Source organism: Empedobacter sp. UBA7248, assembly GCF_002472945.1.
Lineage (GTDB): Bacteria > Bacteroidota > Bacteroidia > Flavobacteriales > Weeksellaceae > Empedobacter > Empedobacter falsenii_C.
Genome location: NZ_DKSU01000016.1, coordinates 1 through 15,844, shown reverse-complemented (window position 1 = coordinate 15,844; position 15,844 = coordinate 1). Strand labels below are relative to the sequence as shown.

At 33.1% G+C, this 15,844-nt stretch carries 11 protein-coding genes; 10 read left to right on the top strand and 1 reads right to left on the bottom strand.

The window, feature by feature from the left end:
- The first annotated feature begins 1 nt into the window (after position 1).
- The 3 genes from atpH to atpG all read left to right on the top strand — a co-directional run bounded on the left by atpH (position 2) and on the right by atpG (position 3,092).
- A complete protein-coding gene (atpH, locus tag B4A23_RS14670) occupies positions 2 to 562 on the top strand; it encodes an ATP synthase F1 subunit delta (RefSeq protein ID WP_286477080.1) in 561 nt (186 codons plus the stop codon).
- 11 nt (positions 563 to 573) lie between these two features.
- Positions 574 to 2,148 carry a F0F1 ATP synthase subunit alpha gene (gene atpA / locus B4A23_RS14665; protein WP_038335134.1) on the top strand — a complete coding sequence of 525 codons (1,575 nt, stop codon included), beginning with the start codon at positions 574 to 576 and terminating at the stop codon, positions 2,146 to 2,148.
- A 71-nt stretch (positions 2,149 to 2,219) separates the two neighbouring features.
- Complete coding sequence (atpG, locus tag B4A23_RS14660; protein ID WP_286477079.1) at positions 2,220 to 3,092, top strand: ATP synthase F1 subunit gamma; 873 nt, start codon at positions 2,220 to 2,222, stop codon at positions 3,090 to 3,092.
- A gap of 452 nt (positions 3,093 to 3,544) precedes the next feature.
- Here atpG and glyA read toward each other — a convergent pair whose 3' ends face one another.
- Positions 3,545 to 4,819, bottom strand: a complete 1,275-nt coding sequence (gene glyA, locus B4A23_RS14655) for a serine hydroxymethyltransferase (protein WP_135834919.1) — start codon at positions 4,817 to 4,819, stop codon at positions 3,545 to 3,547.
- A 453-nt stretch (positions 4,820 to 5,272) separates the two neighbouring features.
- On the opposite strand from glyA, the gene B4A23_RS14650 reads away from it, so the two are divergent.
- The 7 genes from B4A23_RS14650 to B4A23_RS14620 all read left to right on the top strand — a co-directional run bounded on the left by B4A23_RS14650 (position 5,273) and on the right by B4A23_RS14620 (position 15,664).
- On the top strand, positions 5,273 to 6,328 hold the full coding sequence (locus B4A23_RS14650; RefSeq protein ID WP_291121061.1) for an anhydro-N-acetylmuramic acid kinase: 1,056 nt from the start codon (positions 5,273 to 5,275) through the stop codon (positions 6,326 to 6,328).
- A 70-nt stretch (positions 6,329 to 6,398) separates the two neighbouring features.
- Positions 6,399 to 7,112, top strand: coding sequence for an alpha/beta fold hydrolase (locus tag B4A23_RS14645; RefSeq protein WP_291121059.1), 714 nt, complete (start codon positions 6,399 to 6,401; stop codon positions 7,110 to 7,112).
- Between the two features lie 2 nt (positions 7,113 to 7,114).
- Complete coding sequence (locus B4A23_RS14640; RefSeq protein WP_291121057.1) at positions 7,115 to 8,329, top strand: sterol desaturase family protein; 1,215 nt, start codon at positions 7,115 to 7,117, stop codon at positions 8,327 to 8,329.
- 83 nt (positions 8,330 to 8,412) lie between these two features.
- Positions 8,413 to 9,573, top strand: a complete 1,161-nt coding sequence (gene nhaA, locus B4A23_RS14635) for a Na+/H+ antiporter NhaA (RefSeq protein ID WP_291121055.1) — start codon at positions 8,413 to 8,415, stop codon at positions 9,571 to 9,573.
- Between the two features lie 99 nt (positions 9,574 to 9,672).
- Positions 9,673 to 10,893, top strand: a complete 1,221-nt coding sequence (locus B4A23_RS14630) for a bifunctional folylpolyglutamate synthase/dihydrofolate synthase (protein WP_291121053.1) — start codon at positions 9,673 to 9,675, stop codon at positions 10,891 to 10,893.
- Positions 10,894 to 11,062: 169 nt separating this feature from the next.
- Positions 11,063 to 12,556, top strand: a complete 1,494-nt coding sequence (locus tag B4A23_RS14625) for a hypothetical protein (protein ID WP_286487045.1) — start codon at positions 11,063 to 11,065, stop codon at positions 12,554 to 12,556.
- A gap of 72 nt (positions 12,557 to 12,628) precedes the next feature.
- The gene (locus B4A23_RS14620; RefSeq protein ID WP_291121051.1) at positions 12,629 to 15,664 is read left to right on the top strand and encodes a hypothetical protein; all 3,036 of its coding nucleotides are present in this window, start codon (positions 12,629 to 12,631) and stop codon (positions 15,662 to 15,664) included.
- Positions 15,665 to 15,844: the final 180 nt, after the last annotated feature.

The window sequence follows — 15,844 nt, the reverse complement described above, 5'->3', positions numbered from 1 at the left end:
CATGGCAGGATTCAGAGCAGCACATAGATATGCTAAAGGTTTGATGGAGTTTGCGAATGAAGCAAACCAAACAGACGTAGTGTATGCTGAAATGAATGATGTTCGCAAAGTCATTAAAGAGAATGATGATTTAAGAGTTTTCTTAAATTCTCCAGTGATTGATGCAAAGAAAAAAGAAGCTGTTTTGAGTGAGATTTTCAAATCTTTATCAAAAACTTCTCAAACATTCATTTCGTTAGTCGTAAGACATGGTAGAGAAAATATTTTGTCTAAAATTGCAGATCAGTTTATATCATTATACGATTTAGCAAATAATATTGTAACAGCAGAAATTACTTCGGCAGTGCAATTAGATCAAAATACAATTGATAATATTGTAGCAAAAGCAAAACAAACTTTAGCTGCAAATAGTCAAGTAAAAGTAGAGAACAAAATTGATGCATCTTTAATTGGAGGTTTCGTTTTAAAAATTGGAAACAATCAAGTTGATTCGTCAATCAAAACTAAGTTAGCTACATTAAAAAAAGATTTTTTAAAAAACGAATACATTCCTAAATTTTAAATATTTCAGAAATGCCAGAAATAAATCCAGCTGAAGTTTCAGCTATATTAAAACAACAACTTACAAGCTTTGATTCATCAGTTGAATTAGCAGAAGTAGGAACCGTTCTAACTGTTGGGGATGGTATTGCTCGTGTTTACGGGTTAGACAATGCTCAATACGGAGAATTAGTAGAATTCTCAAACGGGTTAGAAGGAATGGTACAAAACCTTGAAGAAGACAACGTAGGTATTGTACTTTTCGGACCTTCAAAAGGTATTAAAGAAGGTGACACTGTAAAACGTACAAACAAAATTGCATCTATTAACGTAGGTGAAGGAATGTTAGGACGTGTTGTAGATATGTTAGGAAATCCTATCGATGGTAAAGGACCAATCGAAGGACAATTATATGAAATGCCTATCGAGCGTAAAGCTCCTGGGGTTATCTATCGTCAACCAGTAAACGAACCATTACAAACAGGTATCGTTTCTATTGACTCGATGATTCCAATTGGACGTGGACAACGTGAGTTAATCATTGGTGACCGTCAAACAGGTAAAACTTCTGTTGCTTTAGATGCAATCTTAAATCAAAAAGAGTTTTACGATAGAGGTGAAACAGTTTTCTGTATCTATGTTGCAGTAGGACAAAAAGGTTCTACAGTTGCAGGAATCATGAAAACATTACAAGACCACGGTGCAGATAAATATACAGTAGTAGTTGCTGCTAATGCATCTGATCCAGCTCCAATGCAAGTATATGCTCCAATGGCAGGTGCTGCAATCGGTGAGTATTTCCGTGACTCTGGTCGTCCAGCGTTAATTGTTTATGATGATTTATCTAAACAAGCCGTTGCATACCGTGAGGTGTCTTTATTATTACGTCGCCCACCAGGACGTGAAGCATATCCTGGAGACGTTTTCTACTTACACTCTCGTTTATTAGAGCGTGCTGCAAAAGTAATCAAAGATGATGCAATTGCATCTCAAATGAATGATTTACCAGAATCTATGAAAGGTATCGTAAAAGGTGGTGGTTCTTTAACTGCTTTACCAATTATCGAAACTCAAGCTGGTGACGTTTCTGCATATATCCCAACAAACGTAATTTCGATTACAGATGGACAAATCTTCTTAGAGTCTGATTTATTCAACTCAGGTGTTCGTCCAGCGATCAACGTAGGTATCTCTGTATCTCGTGTTGGTGGTTCTGCACAAACAAAACCAATGAAAAAAGTATCTGGTACATTAAAATTAGACCAAGCACAATACCGTGAGTTAGAAGCTTTCGCAAAATTTGGTTCTGATTTAGATGCAGCTACAATGAACGTAATTGGTAAAGGTGAACGTAACGTTGAGTTATTAAAACAAGGTGTTAACGCTCCAATTCCAGTAGAAGAACAAGTAGCAGTTATTTATGCGGGTACTAACGGTATGTTGAAAAATGTTCCAGTTAACCAAGTGAAAGAGTGGCAAGCTGATTTTGTTGAGTTAATGCGCAACAAATATGCAGACACTTTAACATCTATCCGTTTAGGTAAATGGACTGATGAAATTATGGATGTATTGAAGAAAGTTATCACAGAAACTACTTCTAAATACTAATAAAATATAAATGAAACTTAGAGGTTTCCGAATCTCTAAGTTCCTTTTAATCCTTCATCTCAAATAGAATTATGCCAAATTTAAAAGATATACGTAACCGTATTACTTCTGTAGGTTCTACAATGCAGATTACAAGTGCTATGAAATTAGTTTCTGCTGCAAAACTAAAACGTGCTACAGATTCTATCGTACAGTTACGTCCTTATGCAGATAAATTACGTGAACTTTTACAAAATGTAAGTTCTACTTTAGAAGCTGAAGTAGGAGGTGCATTAACAGAAGAGCGCGAAGTTAATAAAGTACTTTTAGTCGTTATTAACTCAAATAGAGGTTTATGTGGAGGATACAACTCAAGCATCATCAAAAAAGTAAATGCGTTATTAGCTAACGAATTAGTTGGTAAGCACGTAGAAATTTTAGCAATTGGTAAAAAAGCTAATGATACTTTTAGTAAAACACAAACTATCTATAAAAATGCATCAAGCATTTGGGATAATTTAAATTTTGCAGATGTGGCTGAAATTGCAGACGATTTAGTAGAGAAATTTACTGCAGGTGACTTTGATCAAATCAGAATTATCTACAATCAATTTCAAAATGCAGCCGTTCAAATTGTACAAGACGAACAATTTTTACCAGTCGTTTTAGAGAAAACTGAAGAAGAAGCAAACAATTCAGCAGAGTTAGATTATATCTTCAACCCTTCAAAAGAAGAGATTTTAAAAGACTTAATCCCTCAAACGTTGAAAACGCAATTATTCAAAGCCGTATTAGATGCTAACGCTTCTGAGCACGGAGCACGTATGACTGCAATGCATAAAGCAACAGACAACGCAAGCGAACTACAAAAAGGATTGAAAATTCAATACAACAAAGCTCGTCAAGCTGCTATTACAAACGAGATCTTAGAGATCGTTGGTGGTGCAGAAGCATTGAATGCGTAAAAACAAAGACTTATCTTATTTTAAATAGAAAAGCAACTTCATCTCGAAGTTGCTTTTTTTATGATGTTTATTTTAGATTATAAACAAGTCATAAAACTTTTAATAGATTCTAACAATTATATTTATCATTCAGAATAAAATAATTAAAAGTATTATTGTTTAATAGTCATTCAATAAATATTGATTACAGATATTTCGGCTTCGCTATCGCTTCCCTCAGTATAACAATTTAGATAATTACTTATCTAATTAGAATTCCTATTAGTTTAATCTTATTATAAGTTAGAATGGAATAAATCATTTCCTCAAGACATTTCAATATAAACGTCAAGTGATTTTATATAAAACCTAAGGAGGTTTTAATCAAAACATCTCGACGTTTTATATCAAACAAAAAGTCCTAAGCAATGCTCAGGACTTTTTTATTATTATAATTGAAACTAAGTTTCTACTTATTTCATTTGAAATAATGGACGAGAAGACATAAACTCATTTACACGATCTGCAACTCCATCAATGATTTCTTCGTTATCAATGTTCATTAATACTTCGTCAATCAAGTCAGCAACAGTTTGCATATCTGCCTCAACCAACCCACGAGTTGTTACAGCAGCCGTCCCCAAACGAATCCCCGATGTAACGAAAGGAGATTTATCATCGAAAGGAACCATGTTTTTATTACAAGTGATTTCTGCCAAAACTAAAGCGTTTTCGGCTTGTTTCCCAGAAATACCTTTGTTACGTAAGTCGATCAACATACAGTGATTATCTGTACCTCCAGAAACAATGTCATAACCTTTTGCAACCAATGCCGCAGCCAAAGCCTTCGCATTCTTCACAACTTGTACAATATAGTCCATATAACCATCAGATAATGCCTCTTCAAAAGCAACAGCTTTAGACGCGATTACATGCTCTAAAGGACCACCTTGTGTACCAGGGAATACTGCTCCGTTCAAGATTTGAGACATCATTTTCACTTCACCTTTAGGAGTTTTCGCTCCCCAAGGGTTCTCAAAATCTTTCCCCATCATAATAACTCCACCACGAGGACCACGTAAAGTCTTGTGAGTTGTCGTCGTTACGATATGACAATGAGGCATAGGATCGTTTAAGATTCCGCGGGCAATTAATCCAGCAGGATGCGAGATATCAGCCAATAACAAAGCACCAACTTCATCAGCTACCTCACGAAATTTAGCATAATCTATATCTCTTGAGTAAGCCGAAGCACCACAAATTATCATCTGAGGCTTCTCTTTACGAGCAGTTTCTGCCATAGCTTCGTAGTCAATTCTCCCCGTCTCTTTATCCACTCCATAAAAAGAAGTTTGATAAGTTAACCCAGAAAAGTTAACAGGAGAACCATGTGTTAAGTGACCTCCGTGCGATAAATCGAATCCTAAGATCTTGTCTCCTGGTTTCAAACAAGCTAAGTAAACAGCCGCATTTGCCTGAGAACCTGAGTGAGGTTGCACGTTTGCATACTCTGCATTAAACAATGCTTTCAAACGATCAATTGCAATAGTTTCCACTTCGTCTACAACTTCGCAACCACCGTAGTAGCGCTTTCCAGGATAACCTTCTGCATATTTATTTGTCAAAACAGAACCCATCGCGCGCATTACGTTGTCCGAAACAAAGTTTTCTGACGCGATTAATTCAATTCCATTCAGTTGTCTTTCTTTTTCTTCTTCAATCAAATCGAAGATTACATCTTGTGCCATGTTTTGTTTGTATTAATTGTGTTTCAAATATAAGCTTTTATCATTAGAATTTCTAACTGATATATTCGCAATAACCTAAGAATTATCAAAACAATTTTTCTTATCATTTGGGCGTTCCCTTCGGGCGGGCTATCCGTTGCAATCTTTACTTTGCAACTCCGCTATCGCTTTGTTTCACACAAAGGATTTCCACTACTATCCCTAACGCATCTCGAGTTGTGAGTAATAAGTCTTGAGTTTTGAGTTTATGATATAGGTTAAATTTTCTAAATTTCTGTATTCTTTAACCATAATCATCTTGTCTTGCTGAACTTGTTTCAGCATCACATCCAAATAAGAACTAAAGATTTGTCATTTGAAATCAAGGAAAAAATGAAAGATAGTTTCTTAGTTTTTTAAAATTTCTAATTTCTAAACCAATAAACTATCAATTTCTCTCATTAAATTTACAGCATGAAAAACCCTACTTTTTGCATTGGTTTGATGTCTGGAACTTCGTTAGATGGTTTGGATATTTGCTATGTCCAATTTGATGATAACCAACTTTTCGAAATTTTACATGCCGAAACTATAGATTATTCATCCGATTGGCGAACAAAACTAACAGAAGCTTTTCAATATTCGGCTATGGATTTATGTCAATTGGATGTAGAGTTTGGTTATTTTCTTGGAGAACAAGTAAAAAAATTTATTCATAAAAATAAGATTGAAAAAGTAGATTTTGTTGCATCTCACGGGCAAACTATTTTTCATCAACCGCAAAAATCATTCACTTTGCAAATAGGAAACGGTGCAGCAATTGCGTCGCGTTGTCAACAAAAAGTGGTGTGTGATTTTAGAACACAAGATGTTATTTTAGGAGGACAAGGAGCGCCTTTAGTTCCGATTGGAGACGAATTATTATTTTCTGACTACGATGCATGTTTAAATCTTGGAGGTTTTTCTAACATTTCGATGAATAGAAATGGAAAACGAATTGCTTTTGACATCTGTCCAATCAATATTGTCTTGAATCATTATGCAAAACAACTCGGGTTTGAATATGATAAAAATGGAGAATTAGCAGAACAAGGACATATTAATAGTGCATTAGTTGAAGAATTGAACCTTTTGAATTTTTATCATCAACCTTTCCCAAAATCATTAGGTTTTGAATGGGTAACGAATGAGTTTTTAACAATTGTTGATAAGTACGATATTTATATCGAAGATAAGCTGAGAAGTTGTGTGGAGCATTTCGTAATTCAAATTAAGAATACCTTTGCTTTATATGATATCAACAATGTGTTGATAACTGGAGGAGGAGTTCGAAATTCATTTTTTATCAATGGTTTACGAGAATTATCAGCTGTTGAAATCATCATTCCAACTGATAATTTAATCGATTTTAAAGAAGCTTTAATCTTTGCATTCCTTGGTTATCGTCGTGTTCATAACGAAATAAATTGTTTGGCATCTGTAACAGGAGCGAGCAAAGACCATTCGTCTGGAATTATATATAATCTATAAAATCTATATAATTAATAGAGTTTAAAAATATTTTATTTACATTTGTTCGATAACCAAGAATAAATGCGATATGAAATATTCGAAAAATAAAGATGTTATTTTACTTCATGGCTTATTTGGAAGCCTTAGTAATTGGGGAAATGTTATCAAGAATCTTGAAATAAATTATAATGTTTATACGCCAACATTTCCTTTATTTTCTACACATTTCAAAAGAAATTCACTTCAAAATTTAGTTCAATTTCTAGAAAATTATATTCATTCTAATAAAATTGATAATCCAATATTAATAGGAAATTCTTTGGGCGGGCATGTTGCATTGCTGTATGCGTTGGCACATCCAAATTTGGTTGATAAATTGATTTTAGCTGGAAGTTCTGGTTTGTATGAAAGTAATTTACAGGCTTCTTTTGTGCGTGTGCGAGATTACGAGTATATCAAAAATAAGGTAGAAGAAGTTTTTGAAACAAAAAATGTTGTAACAAAAGAGTTGGTAGATGATGTTTTTTCGACCGCTAATACGCCTACAAAAGCTTTGTCTATAATTTCGATTGCGCGAGATGCAAAGCGACAAAACTTGAAACATCTTTTACATAAAATAGATCAGCCGGTTTTATTGGTTTGGGGAAAACAAGATATTGTGACACCACCAGATGTTGCTGAAGAGTTTTTTGCACATTTACCTAATGCAAAATTAGCTTATATCGATCATTGTGGTCATGTACCGATGATGGAACAGCCATTACTTTTTAATCAACATATCAATCAATTTTTAAGTGCTTAAAAATGAATCATCCCGAGTATTTAGCTTTTGCTTTACCAGCTTTTTTTCTTTTTTTATGGCTTGAATATGTAGTTGTTAAAAAGAAGAAATTAAAGAATATCTATAAATATGAAAGTTCAGTTTCTAATATTTCAATAGGAATTGCAGAACGATTATTGAATCTTTTTATTACGGTAAGTTTTTACAATTTGTATGTTTGGATTTACGAAAATTATCGTCTTTTAAATATTTCAAATGCTTGGTGGATTTGGGTTGTGATGCTTTTAGCGACAGATTTTGTTTGGTATTGGTATCATCGTTTGGGACATGAAGTCAATATTTTTTGGGGAGCCCATATTGTGCATCATCAATCCGAAGAATTCAATTTCACGGTTGCGGCTCGTATCACGACTTTGCAAGCAATTGTTCGCAATGTTTTTTGGTGTATTTTGCCTTTTATTGGTTTTCATCCAAACTTAGTAATGACCATTTTAGTTGTTCATGGCGTGTATTCTTTTTTTACGCATACGCAGATTTTGGAGAAACAAAAATGGCTTGAATATATTTTTATAACACCTTCTCTTCATGGTGTTCATCATGCTTCTGACGAAAAATATTTGGACAAAAATTATGGAGATGTATTTGTTTTTTGGGACAAATTGTTTGGTACTTTTCAGAAAGAAGAAGAAAAACCAAGGTATGGATTAACTCATCCTATCAATAGTTACAGTTTTTTGTGGCAACATTTTCATTATTATTTAGAGTTGTATGAAGCTGCTCGAAGAAAATCCTCTATTAAAGAAAAATTGAGGATATATTTTGGTAGTCCAGCAGTGATGGATCAGGAAATAAGACCAATTATTGAAAAGAAATGGATGTCTAAAAATAAAGTGAATAGTTATCATTTCAAATACAAAGGTTATATCAATTTACAATTGATTTTATCGTTTGTGGCGATGAGTATTCTAACATATTATTTTGATCAATTTGATAATTTAACTAAAGGTTTCTTCGTTGTATTTGTCTTGATAACATTAATAAATATTGGTGCACAATTAGAACAAAAAAGATGGGTACCTTATTTAGAACATATTAGATTTTTAGTGTTTTGCAGCTTTTTTATCATTCAATCTCACAATTATTTCTTGCTGATTTTACCTTTCATATTCGTTTTTATCATTGAAAAGATGTTTAATTTTAGCAATTGGTATCAAAAAAGTATTTTAAAGATTATATAAATGATAATTTAGGTCTTATTGTTTGGTTTTGATTAGGCGGTTAAAAACGAGTTCATTATTTTTACCAAACTAAAAAAAATAAAATGATTGTTTCTAAACTTTTTAACCAATTTTTTCATAGCCAAACTTCGGGCGGTATTGTCCTTATTTTTTGTACAGCTTTATCTTTGATTTTAGCCAATTCATCAATTGCAGAATCCTATGATTCTATTTGGATGACAGATATGTTTGGTCATTCATTTGCACATTGGATTAATGATGGTTTGATGGCAATTTTCTTTTTCTTAATTGGTTTAGAACTGAAACGCGAAATCTTTGTAGGAGAATTGTCTAATACAAAAAAAGCAATTTTACCTGTTTTTGCAGCTTTGGGAGGAATGTTAATTCCAGCTTTTATATTCTTTTTAACAAACAAAGGAACAGATACCATACATGGCTTTGGTATTCCAATGGCGACTGATATTGCGTTTGCTGTAGCAATTATTACAATGTTAGGGAATAGAGTTCCATTGTCTCTTAAAGTTTTTTTAACGGCATTAGCTGTGATTGACGATTTAGGAGCAATTGTTGTTATTGCATTATTTTATCCAAATCCAGAATTACCTTTAGATTTTACACAATTCGGAATTGCAATAGCCATTTTATTAGGTCTTTTCGCTTTGAATAAATTGAAAGTAAAATCAATGATTCCTTATATTATTGGAGGAATTGCCGTTTGGTGGTTTATGTTGCATTCGGGTATTCATGCTACAATTGCGGGAGTTTTGGTTGCGTTTACAATTCCTTTCGATAAAATTGATTCAAAATCTTTATCAGCTAAAATGGAACATGCTTTACATTTACCAGTCGCATTTATTATTTTGCCTTTGTTTGCCTTAGCAAATACAGCAATTACGATTGATGGTGGAGGATTAGCGCATTTTAGTATTCCATTAGCTTCAGGAATTTTCTTAGGATTGGTTATAGGAAAACCAATAGGAATTACATTATTTACATGGATTGCAGTAAAACTTGGTTTATGTGAATTACCTACAGCGGTAAATTTTAAACGAGTTTTTGGTGTCGGAATTTTAGGAGGAATTGGATTTACAATGTCCATTTTCGTTTCGATGTTAGCTTTCAAAGACCCAAGCTATATAAATGAAGCGAAATTGATGATTTTAGTAGCTTCGTTGACAGCTGCTATAGTTGGATTTATTGTTTTGAAAATATTATTAACTACAAAACAAGATTATTCAGATTAAGAATAGTCAATTCATAAATAATAGAATCGAATTTTTCTTCGGAGAAATTCGATTTTTTTTGAAGATGATTCCGTAACTTCGTGTAAAATTTTTGAATAAATGAGAACGTATCAAGAAACAATCGATTGGTTGTTTACAAATTTACCAATGTTTCAACGTGTTGGAGCATCAGCAATGAAAGCAGATCTAACAAATATTACAGCTTTATGTGAATATTTGGGAAATCCTCAAACTAAGTTTAAAACGGTTCATATTGCAGGGACAAATGGTAAAGGAAGTACGTCTCATATGTTGGCTTCTATTTTTCAGGAAGCAGGTTACAAAACAGGTTTAACAACTTCTCCACATCTCAAAGATTTTCGTGAACGAATTCGTGTAAATGGAGCAATGGCTGATGAAGAATTTGTGATTGACTTTGTGAATAAACATGAGCAAAAAATCATCGATCAAAAAGCATCTTTTTTCGAAATTGCAATTGCAATGGCTTTTGAATATTTTGCACAACAAAAAGTTGATATCGCGATTATAGAAACTGGTTTGGGCGGACGATTAGATTCAACGAATATTATTTTACCAGAACTTTCTGTTATTACGAACATTGGTTTAGATCATACACAATTTTTGGGTGATACGTTGGATAAAATTGCATTCGAAAAAGCTGGAATTATTAAACCAAATACAGCGGTTATAATTGGAGAAACAACTGCAGAAACAAAACCAGTTTTTGAACAAGTAGCGAAAGATAGAAATGCTGAAATTATTTTTGCAGAAGAAAAACATTTTCAAGATTTGCCTTCAGATTTGAAAGGATCTTATCAAATCAAAAATAAACGAACAGTTTTAACCGCTATTGAACAATTGCAAAAACAAGGTTGGACAATTTCTCCTGAAAATATTACAAATGGCTTATTGAATGTTGTAAAGAATACTAATTTACGCGGACGTTGGGATATTTTAGGACAACATCCATTAATTGTTGCTGATACAGCGCACAATCCGCACGGTTTAGCAGAAGTTTCGAAACAAATAAATGAACAAGCGTACAATCAATTACATTTAGTTTTAGGATTTGTGAATGATAAAGATGTTTTATCTATTTTAAATTTATTTCCTAAAAAAGCAACCTATTATTTCTGTCAACCAGATGTTCCTCGAAAATATGATATTGACGACTTGTATAAAATCATACCAGAAGATATTACCGATAAACACTTTTTTGATACTGTAGAAAAGGCATTAATTGCTGCAAAATCAAATGCAACAGAAAATGACATGATTTATGTTGGAGGTAGTACATTTATTGTTGCAGAAGTAATCTAATTTTAAAATAATAATATGAAATAAATCATGGTAGACTCCGCTTGAATAGCGGAGTTTATATTTTTTATAACTTATAACAATTATTGTTTCATGTGTTAAATGTGTGCAATTCAGAATTTTGAAAGTATTTTTTCACTAAATTTAAAATGGTTTAGTTAACACAAAAAATATGAAAAAAGTTTTATTAGTTTTTACACTTATGGCAACTGCGACATTTGTAAAATCACAGGTAGGTATTGGGACGGATAACCCCAAAGCAACATTGGAAGTAGTTGGGGCAAACACAGCTACATCAATTGATGGTATTGTTATACCTCGTATTTCACGAAAGAAGGCAATAGATATGGTAGGTGATATTAATTCAACTATTGTTGAAAACTCTACTCTAGTGTATATAGATGATATAACCGGCTATGTAAGTACTGATACAGGAGTAGCAAGTGAAGTAGATGTTGTAGGGTTTTATTTATATAAAAAATCTGCTTCTAAATGGAAAAAACTACCTGATTATGATCAAGTAAAAGATTTGGTTTCTGATAATACGTATTGGAAAGCTCAAGCATCAACGTCTTCACCTAAGAATGGGCAAACTTTTAATAAGAGCAATAATTCTACGGAATTGGTCGATGTTAATATTTATCAAAAAGGTAAAGTAGGGATTGGGTATAATAAAAGTGCAGATATTGATTTTGGTACAAAAAATACTCAAAAGCAACTAGAAGTAGGAGGTGATTTAAGAGCTGTTTATACAGATACAGATACAATTACAAACGTGAGTAGATTCTATGGAATGGAGACAAATACGAATGGGTTACCAAATTCATTGAAAGGTTCTGGAAACGTAATATTTAACGCAAAGACAAAAAATGCAGGTGAGTTTGATGATTTTACAAAGGATTTTGATGGAACTGGTATTTTTCAAAATCATCAATTTACTTTTATTGGATCACGTACTGGTACTTCAGTAGATAAGAATGTTCAATTTGCAACAACATTAGTGAGCCCTTTGGGAATAACTAGTTCTATTTCGAATGATTTATTTGCAACTGAATCTTATGTAAGTCAAGGTGTAACTTCTTTTTCTGTTTCTAATAAGGCTCTTAATTCTGACGTGAGTTTTGGAATTAATTTTCCAATTACATTAGGAGGGGTAATTATGGGTCCTACAACTCATAATTTTTATATAGGAAATACATCTGGGAATGGTTACTATTTTCCAAATACAAAAGGAACAAAAGATCAGATATTAAAACTAGATGATAAAGGTAATTTACAATGGTCTAATTCTTCAGGAGGAACTTCTTCTTCACAGTTTTTCTATATGCCATCTATCGTTATTAACACTTCTAAAAACGGAACAGGTCTGAAACGTAATTTACACGCAGAATATGTTGCACAATTTACAGGAAAAGAGTTTGTCCCTGATTCTACAACAGGAGGAGCTTTAGGAACAGCTGTAAGTACTAAATTTGTGAAAAGTACTGGAGCTCCAGTAGCAATACCTAATATACCTACTGCTAATCAACTTTATTATTATATCACAGATTATGATGAATCTGCTTTGAAGATTATAGATATTGATGAAAATGGTATTATGACATATGATGTTATTGGAACAGGGACAGATTATTCTTTTGTGAACATTGTTTTCGTAGTGAAATAGTTGTTGAACTTTTAAACGTAGAAAATGATAAAAAAAATAAGCATATTAAAAAGTTTGTTGTTGCTGTTTTTTATGGTAATAGTAACAACTGCGTTGGCGCAGACAAAAAATTTAGCGAACTCTGTTACTAGTAATACAAGTTCAAATGTGTTAAGTCCTAACTACAATATAGTAGAAGGTCAAAATGAAGTTTTGAATACAAATAATACCTTTGCAACTGTAAAATCAAAAGCTGGATTAGTAGCAGGTTTGTTTGGTGCTAGTGGAGAATTAACTTTAAATCATACTACTCAAATTCCTGCAAATACAGATTATTATTTAAAATTAGAATCTGATGGAGGTACTCTAGATGGTTTGGTAGGAGGAGGTTTAGGCCAATTGGTTACAGGTTTGCTTAATAATCTTTTGTTGGGCGATCACTACTTTAGTGTTACAGTTTCTGGAGGTAGTAATACTTTTACTGCTTATACTAATACAAAATATAATGAAACTTTAGATAAAGCCAGAATAGTAATGGACAAAAATGGCAAGCATTACATGAAGATTACTCCAGATTTTCAATTTAATTCCATTAAATTGACAGATTATAATGCCGGTTTAATAGGCATATTAACTGCTGTAAAATCTACGAGAATTTATGAAGGATTTTACTATACAGGAAATTCTGATTGCGCAGAAATGATGACCTATTATGATTCTAGTCCAGGTTTACTTTCTCTCGATTTAGCTGGATTAGGAGCCACGGGTGTAAAAAGTCCACAGTTTGCTATTGACAATGATACTACAACTGCCTCTAATATCGGTATGGGAGTTTTGTCTGTAGCAGGTAGTATTTCGCAATCTTTTATTTTACCAACAACAACTGATAATACTAAAGATATTCAGGTGATGCTGCATATGGCAAACCCAGCTCTATTAAGCGTTGGTGTTGCTGAAGGTGTTTTTATTGAAGCTTATAACAATGGAGTTTTGGTTTCATCACAACAAGTAAACAGTGCTTTTTTAGGAGCTGATTTGTTGGGATTGGTAAATCAGGGACAGAAAATACTCGTACGCTATAAACCAACCGGATCTTATGATGAAGTGAAAGTTACTGTTAAAGGTTTAGCAAATGTAGGTATAGCTAAAACAGTAGATGTATATGATGTAGCTGTTGTAAATTCTCATCCAGATGTAAATCAGACAGTCTGCACAGTGAATGGTACTTTTAATTTAAATACTATTGTACCGGGTTATTCAGCTTCAAATACTTATAAGTATTATACTTACCAAGGAGTGGAAGTTACAAATCCGACAGCAGTAAAACCAGGTTCTTACTTAGTGAAGGGTGTTACTGCAGCAGGATATTGTGCAAATCAATATGTATATATAACTGCTACTCAAACAGAGCAGTACTTTGTAACAGGAAAATCTAATTACAGTGTAGCTCAGGGAGCAAGTTTAACGTTTACACAATACACAACAAACTTACCTAATGTTAGCGCTGCTAATATCAAAATTTATGATATTAATGGAAATGTGGTAAATGGACCTGTTTCATTTCCACAGCTTGGAACTTATTATTATACAGTAAAAGCAATTAATAATGCAGGAACCTGTGAAGTAATAAAAAGGCTAACGGTATATGTTTACGATCAGGCAACTTGTGGTTTCAGATATGAAAAATACCACGCAACGAATACAACAGATTGGGGTACTGTTACCTTATTAGGAATTCCTCTAGGGGCTATAAATGATCGATCGAAAGCAGGAGACGGTGATCTATCTAGCTTTGCTACGATTTCTAATATAGTGTCTTTAGTTGGAATTGGTACTACTTATCAGGATTTGAAATTTGCAGCACCTGTAACAGGAGGAACACCAGTTACGATAAAAATAGGACAAAACTTTAGCCTTACTCAAGTAATAGGAGGTATTACAGTGATTGGTTTAGATGCCAGTGGAAATCCGATAGGTAATTTACAATCAGTAGGCGATGCTGCTTTACTAGATTTATTAGTAGGTGATAATGTTTTTGAGTATACTTTCACGCCTACTGCTACAAATGGTTCGCAACCAGCTTATCAAGGGGTAAGAGTATTATTAGGAAGTGTTTTAGGTGTTGCTAATAATATGAATGTTTACGGAGCATATATCAACAGAAATGTTCCTGTACAGGATAATGGAAGCTGTACAATTGATCCGAATGTAGTAGTAAAAGGAGCTGTTATTCCTGGAAATACTGAGGCTACCTTAACTTTAAACAATACGGCTCAGGATGTATTATGGGGTGTTGAAGATCCTGGATTAGGGGTGGCAACTTCTTTGTCTTCTGTCTTATATCCATATCAGGCAGTAGATAATAATCTTGATACATATGCGGTATTCAATACAGCTGTTTCCGTATTAAATAAACAAACACTTACAGCAAAATTCAAACAAGTAGCTCGACCAGGAGATGAGGTTCGTATCATTATAGGTAGTCAGAATATCGGAGTATTGAATCTGAACTTGCTTGCTGATTTTAAAATTCAGCGCTATATGGGAAATGCTCCTGTAGGAGATTTGTTAACGAATCAGAATTTTAGCCTTGTTGACTTAAATGTATTAGGTCTTTTGGGAAGTAATCCTTCTAGAAAAGCAATTATTATATCTGCAATAGATGTTCCTTTTGACCGTGTGGAAATTAGCCATACCAAACTGGCAGCTGTAGAATTGCTTGGAGAGTATACTTATATCTATGACGTGGCTGTAGTACCTAATTTAGAGTTTGACAATATCATTAATACAGACGGTAGCGCAGCAAAAATTTGCGTATCTCAACCATTATCTATAGAAAAGTTAGATAGTTGTACTGGTTATATTGTGTCATTCGCGCATAAAGTGACAACTGCAGGAGTGGATAGTTATGTAGATATACCAGGATCTGCCTTAACAATTATTTCTGATCAAAATGGAATCATTAAATATGCCTTGACAGAAACTTATTCTAGTTATGGAGATGCTTTATATCTAAAAATTCAGTCAACACGTAGCGAATGTACGTTTGGAGATGCACAGTATCTAAAAGTTAAAATAGCTGCTTGTAATATGATTGCAAACCCAATGATAAGAACTCGTTTAAAGTAAAATTTTAGATAAAAGTATTTTCAATCGATTTGATTAAAAAATTATAATGACACATTATATTAATAGAGACTATCCATTTTTGGATGGTCTTTATTATATAGAATAGATTCTACTTCGTAGAATTTCTCTCGAGTAGTTCCTTCAAAAGTATCCATTTTGCTTTTCTTTTGTTCAAGAAAA

Excerpts from the sequence above, each read along its gene's own strand:
- atpH (WP_286477080.1), top strand. The coding sequence starts at position 2 with ATGGCAGGATTCAGAGCAGCACATAGATATGCTAAAGGTTTGATGGAG.
- atpA (WP_038335134.1), top strand. The coding sequence starts at position 574 with ATGCCAGAAATAAATCCAGCTGAAGTTTCAGCTATATTAAAACAACAA.
- B4A23_RS14630 (WP_291121053.1), top strand. The coding sequence starts at position 9,673 with ATGAGAACGTATCAAGAAACAATCGATTGGTTGTTTACAAATTTACCA.
- atpG (WP_286477079.1), top strand. The coding sequence starts at position 2,220 with ATGCCAAATTTAAAAGATATACGTAACCGTATTACTTCTGTAGGTTCT.
- B4A23_RS14650 (WP_291121061.1), top strand. The coding sequence starts at position 5,273 with ATGAAAAACCCTACTTTTTGCATTGGTTTGATGTCTGGAACTTCGTTA.
- B4A23_RS14620 (WP_291121051.1), top strand. The coding sequence starts at position 12,629 with ATGGTAATAGTAACAACTGCGTTGGCGCAGACAAAAAATTTAGCGAAC.
- B4A23_RS14640 (WP_291121057.1), top strand. The coding sequence starts at position 7,115 with ATGAATCATCCCGAGTATTTAGCTTTTGCTTTACCAGCTTTTTTTCTT.
- B4A23_RS14625 (WP_286487045.1), top strand. The coding sequence starts at position 11,063 with ATGAAAAAAGTTTTATTAGTTTTTACACTTATGGCAACTGCGACATTT.
- glyA (WP_135834919.1), bottom strand. The coding sequence starts at position 4,819 with ATGGCACAAGATGTAATCTTCGATTTGATTGAAGAAGAAAAAGAAAGA.
- B4A23_RS14645 (WP_291121059.1), top strand. The coding sequence starts at position 6,399 with ATGAAATATTCGAAAAATAAAGATGTTATTTTACTTCATGGCTTATTT.
- nhaA (WP_291121055.1), top strand. The coding sequence starts at position 8,413 with ATGATTGTTTCTAAACTTTTTAACCAATTTTTTCATAGCCAAACTTCG.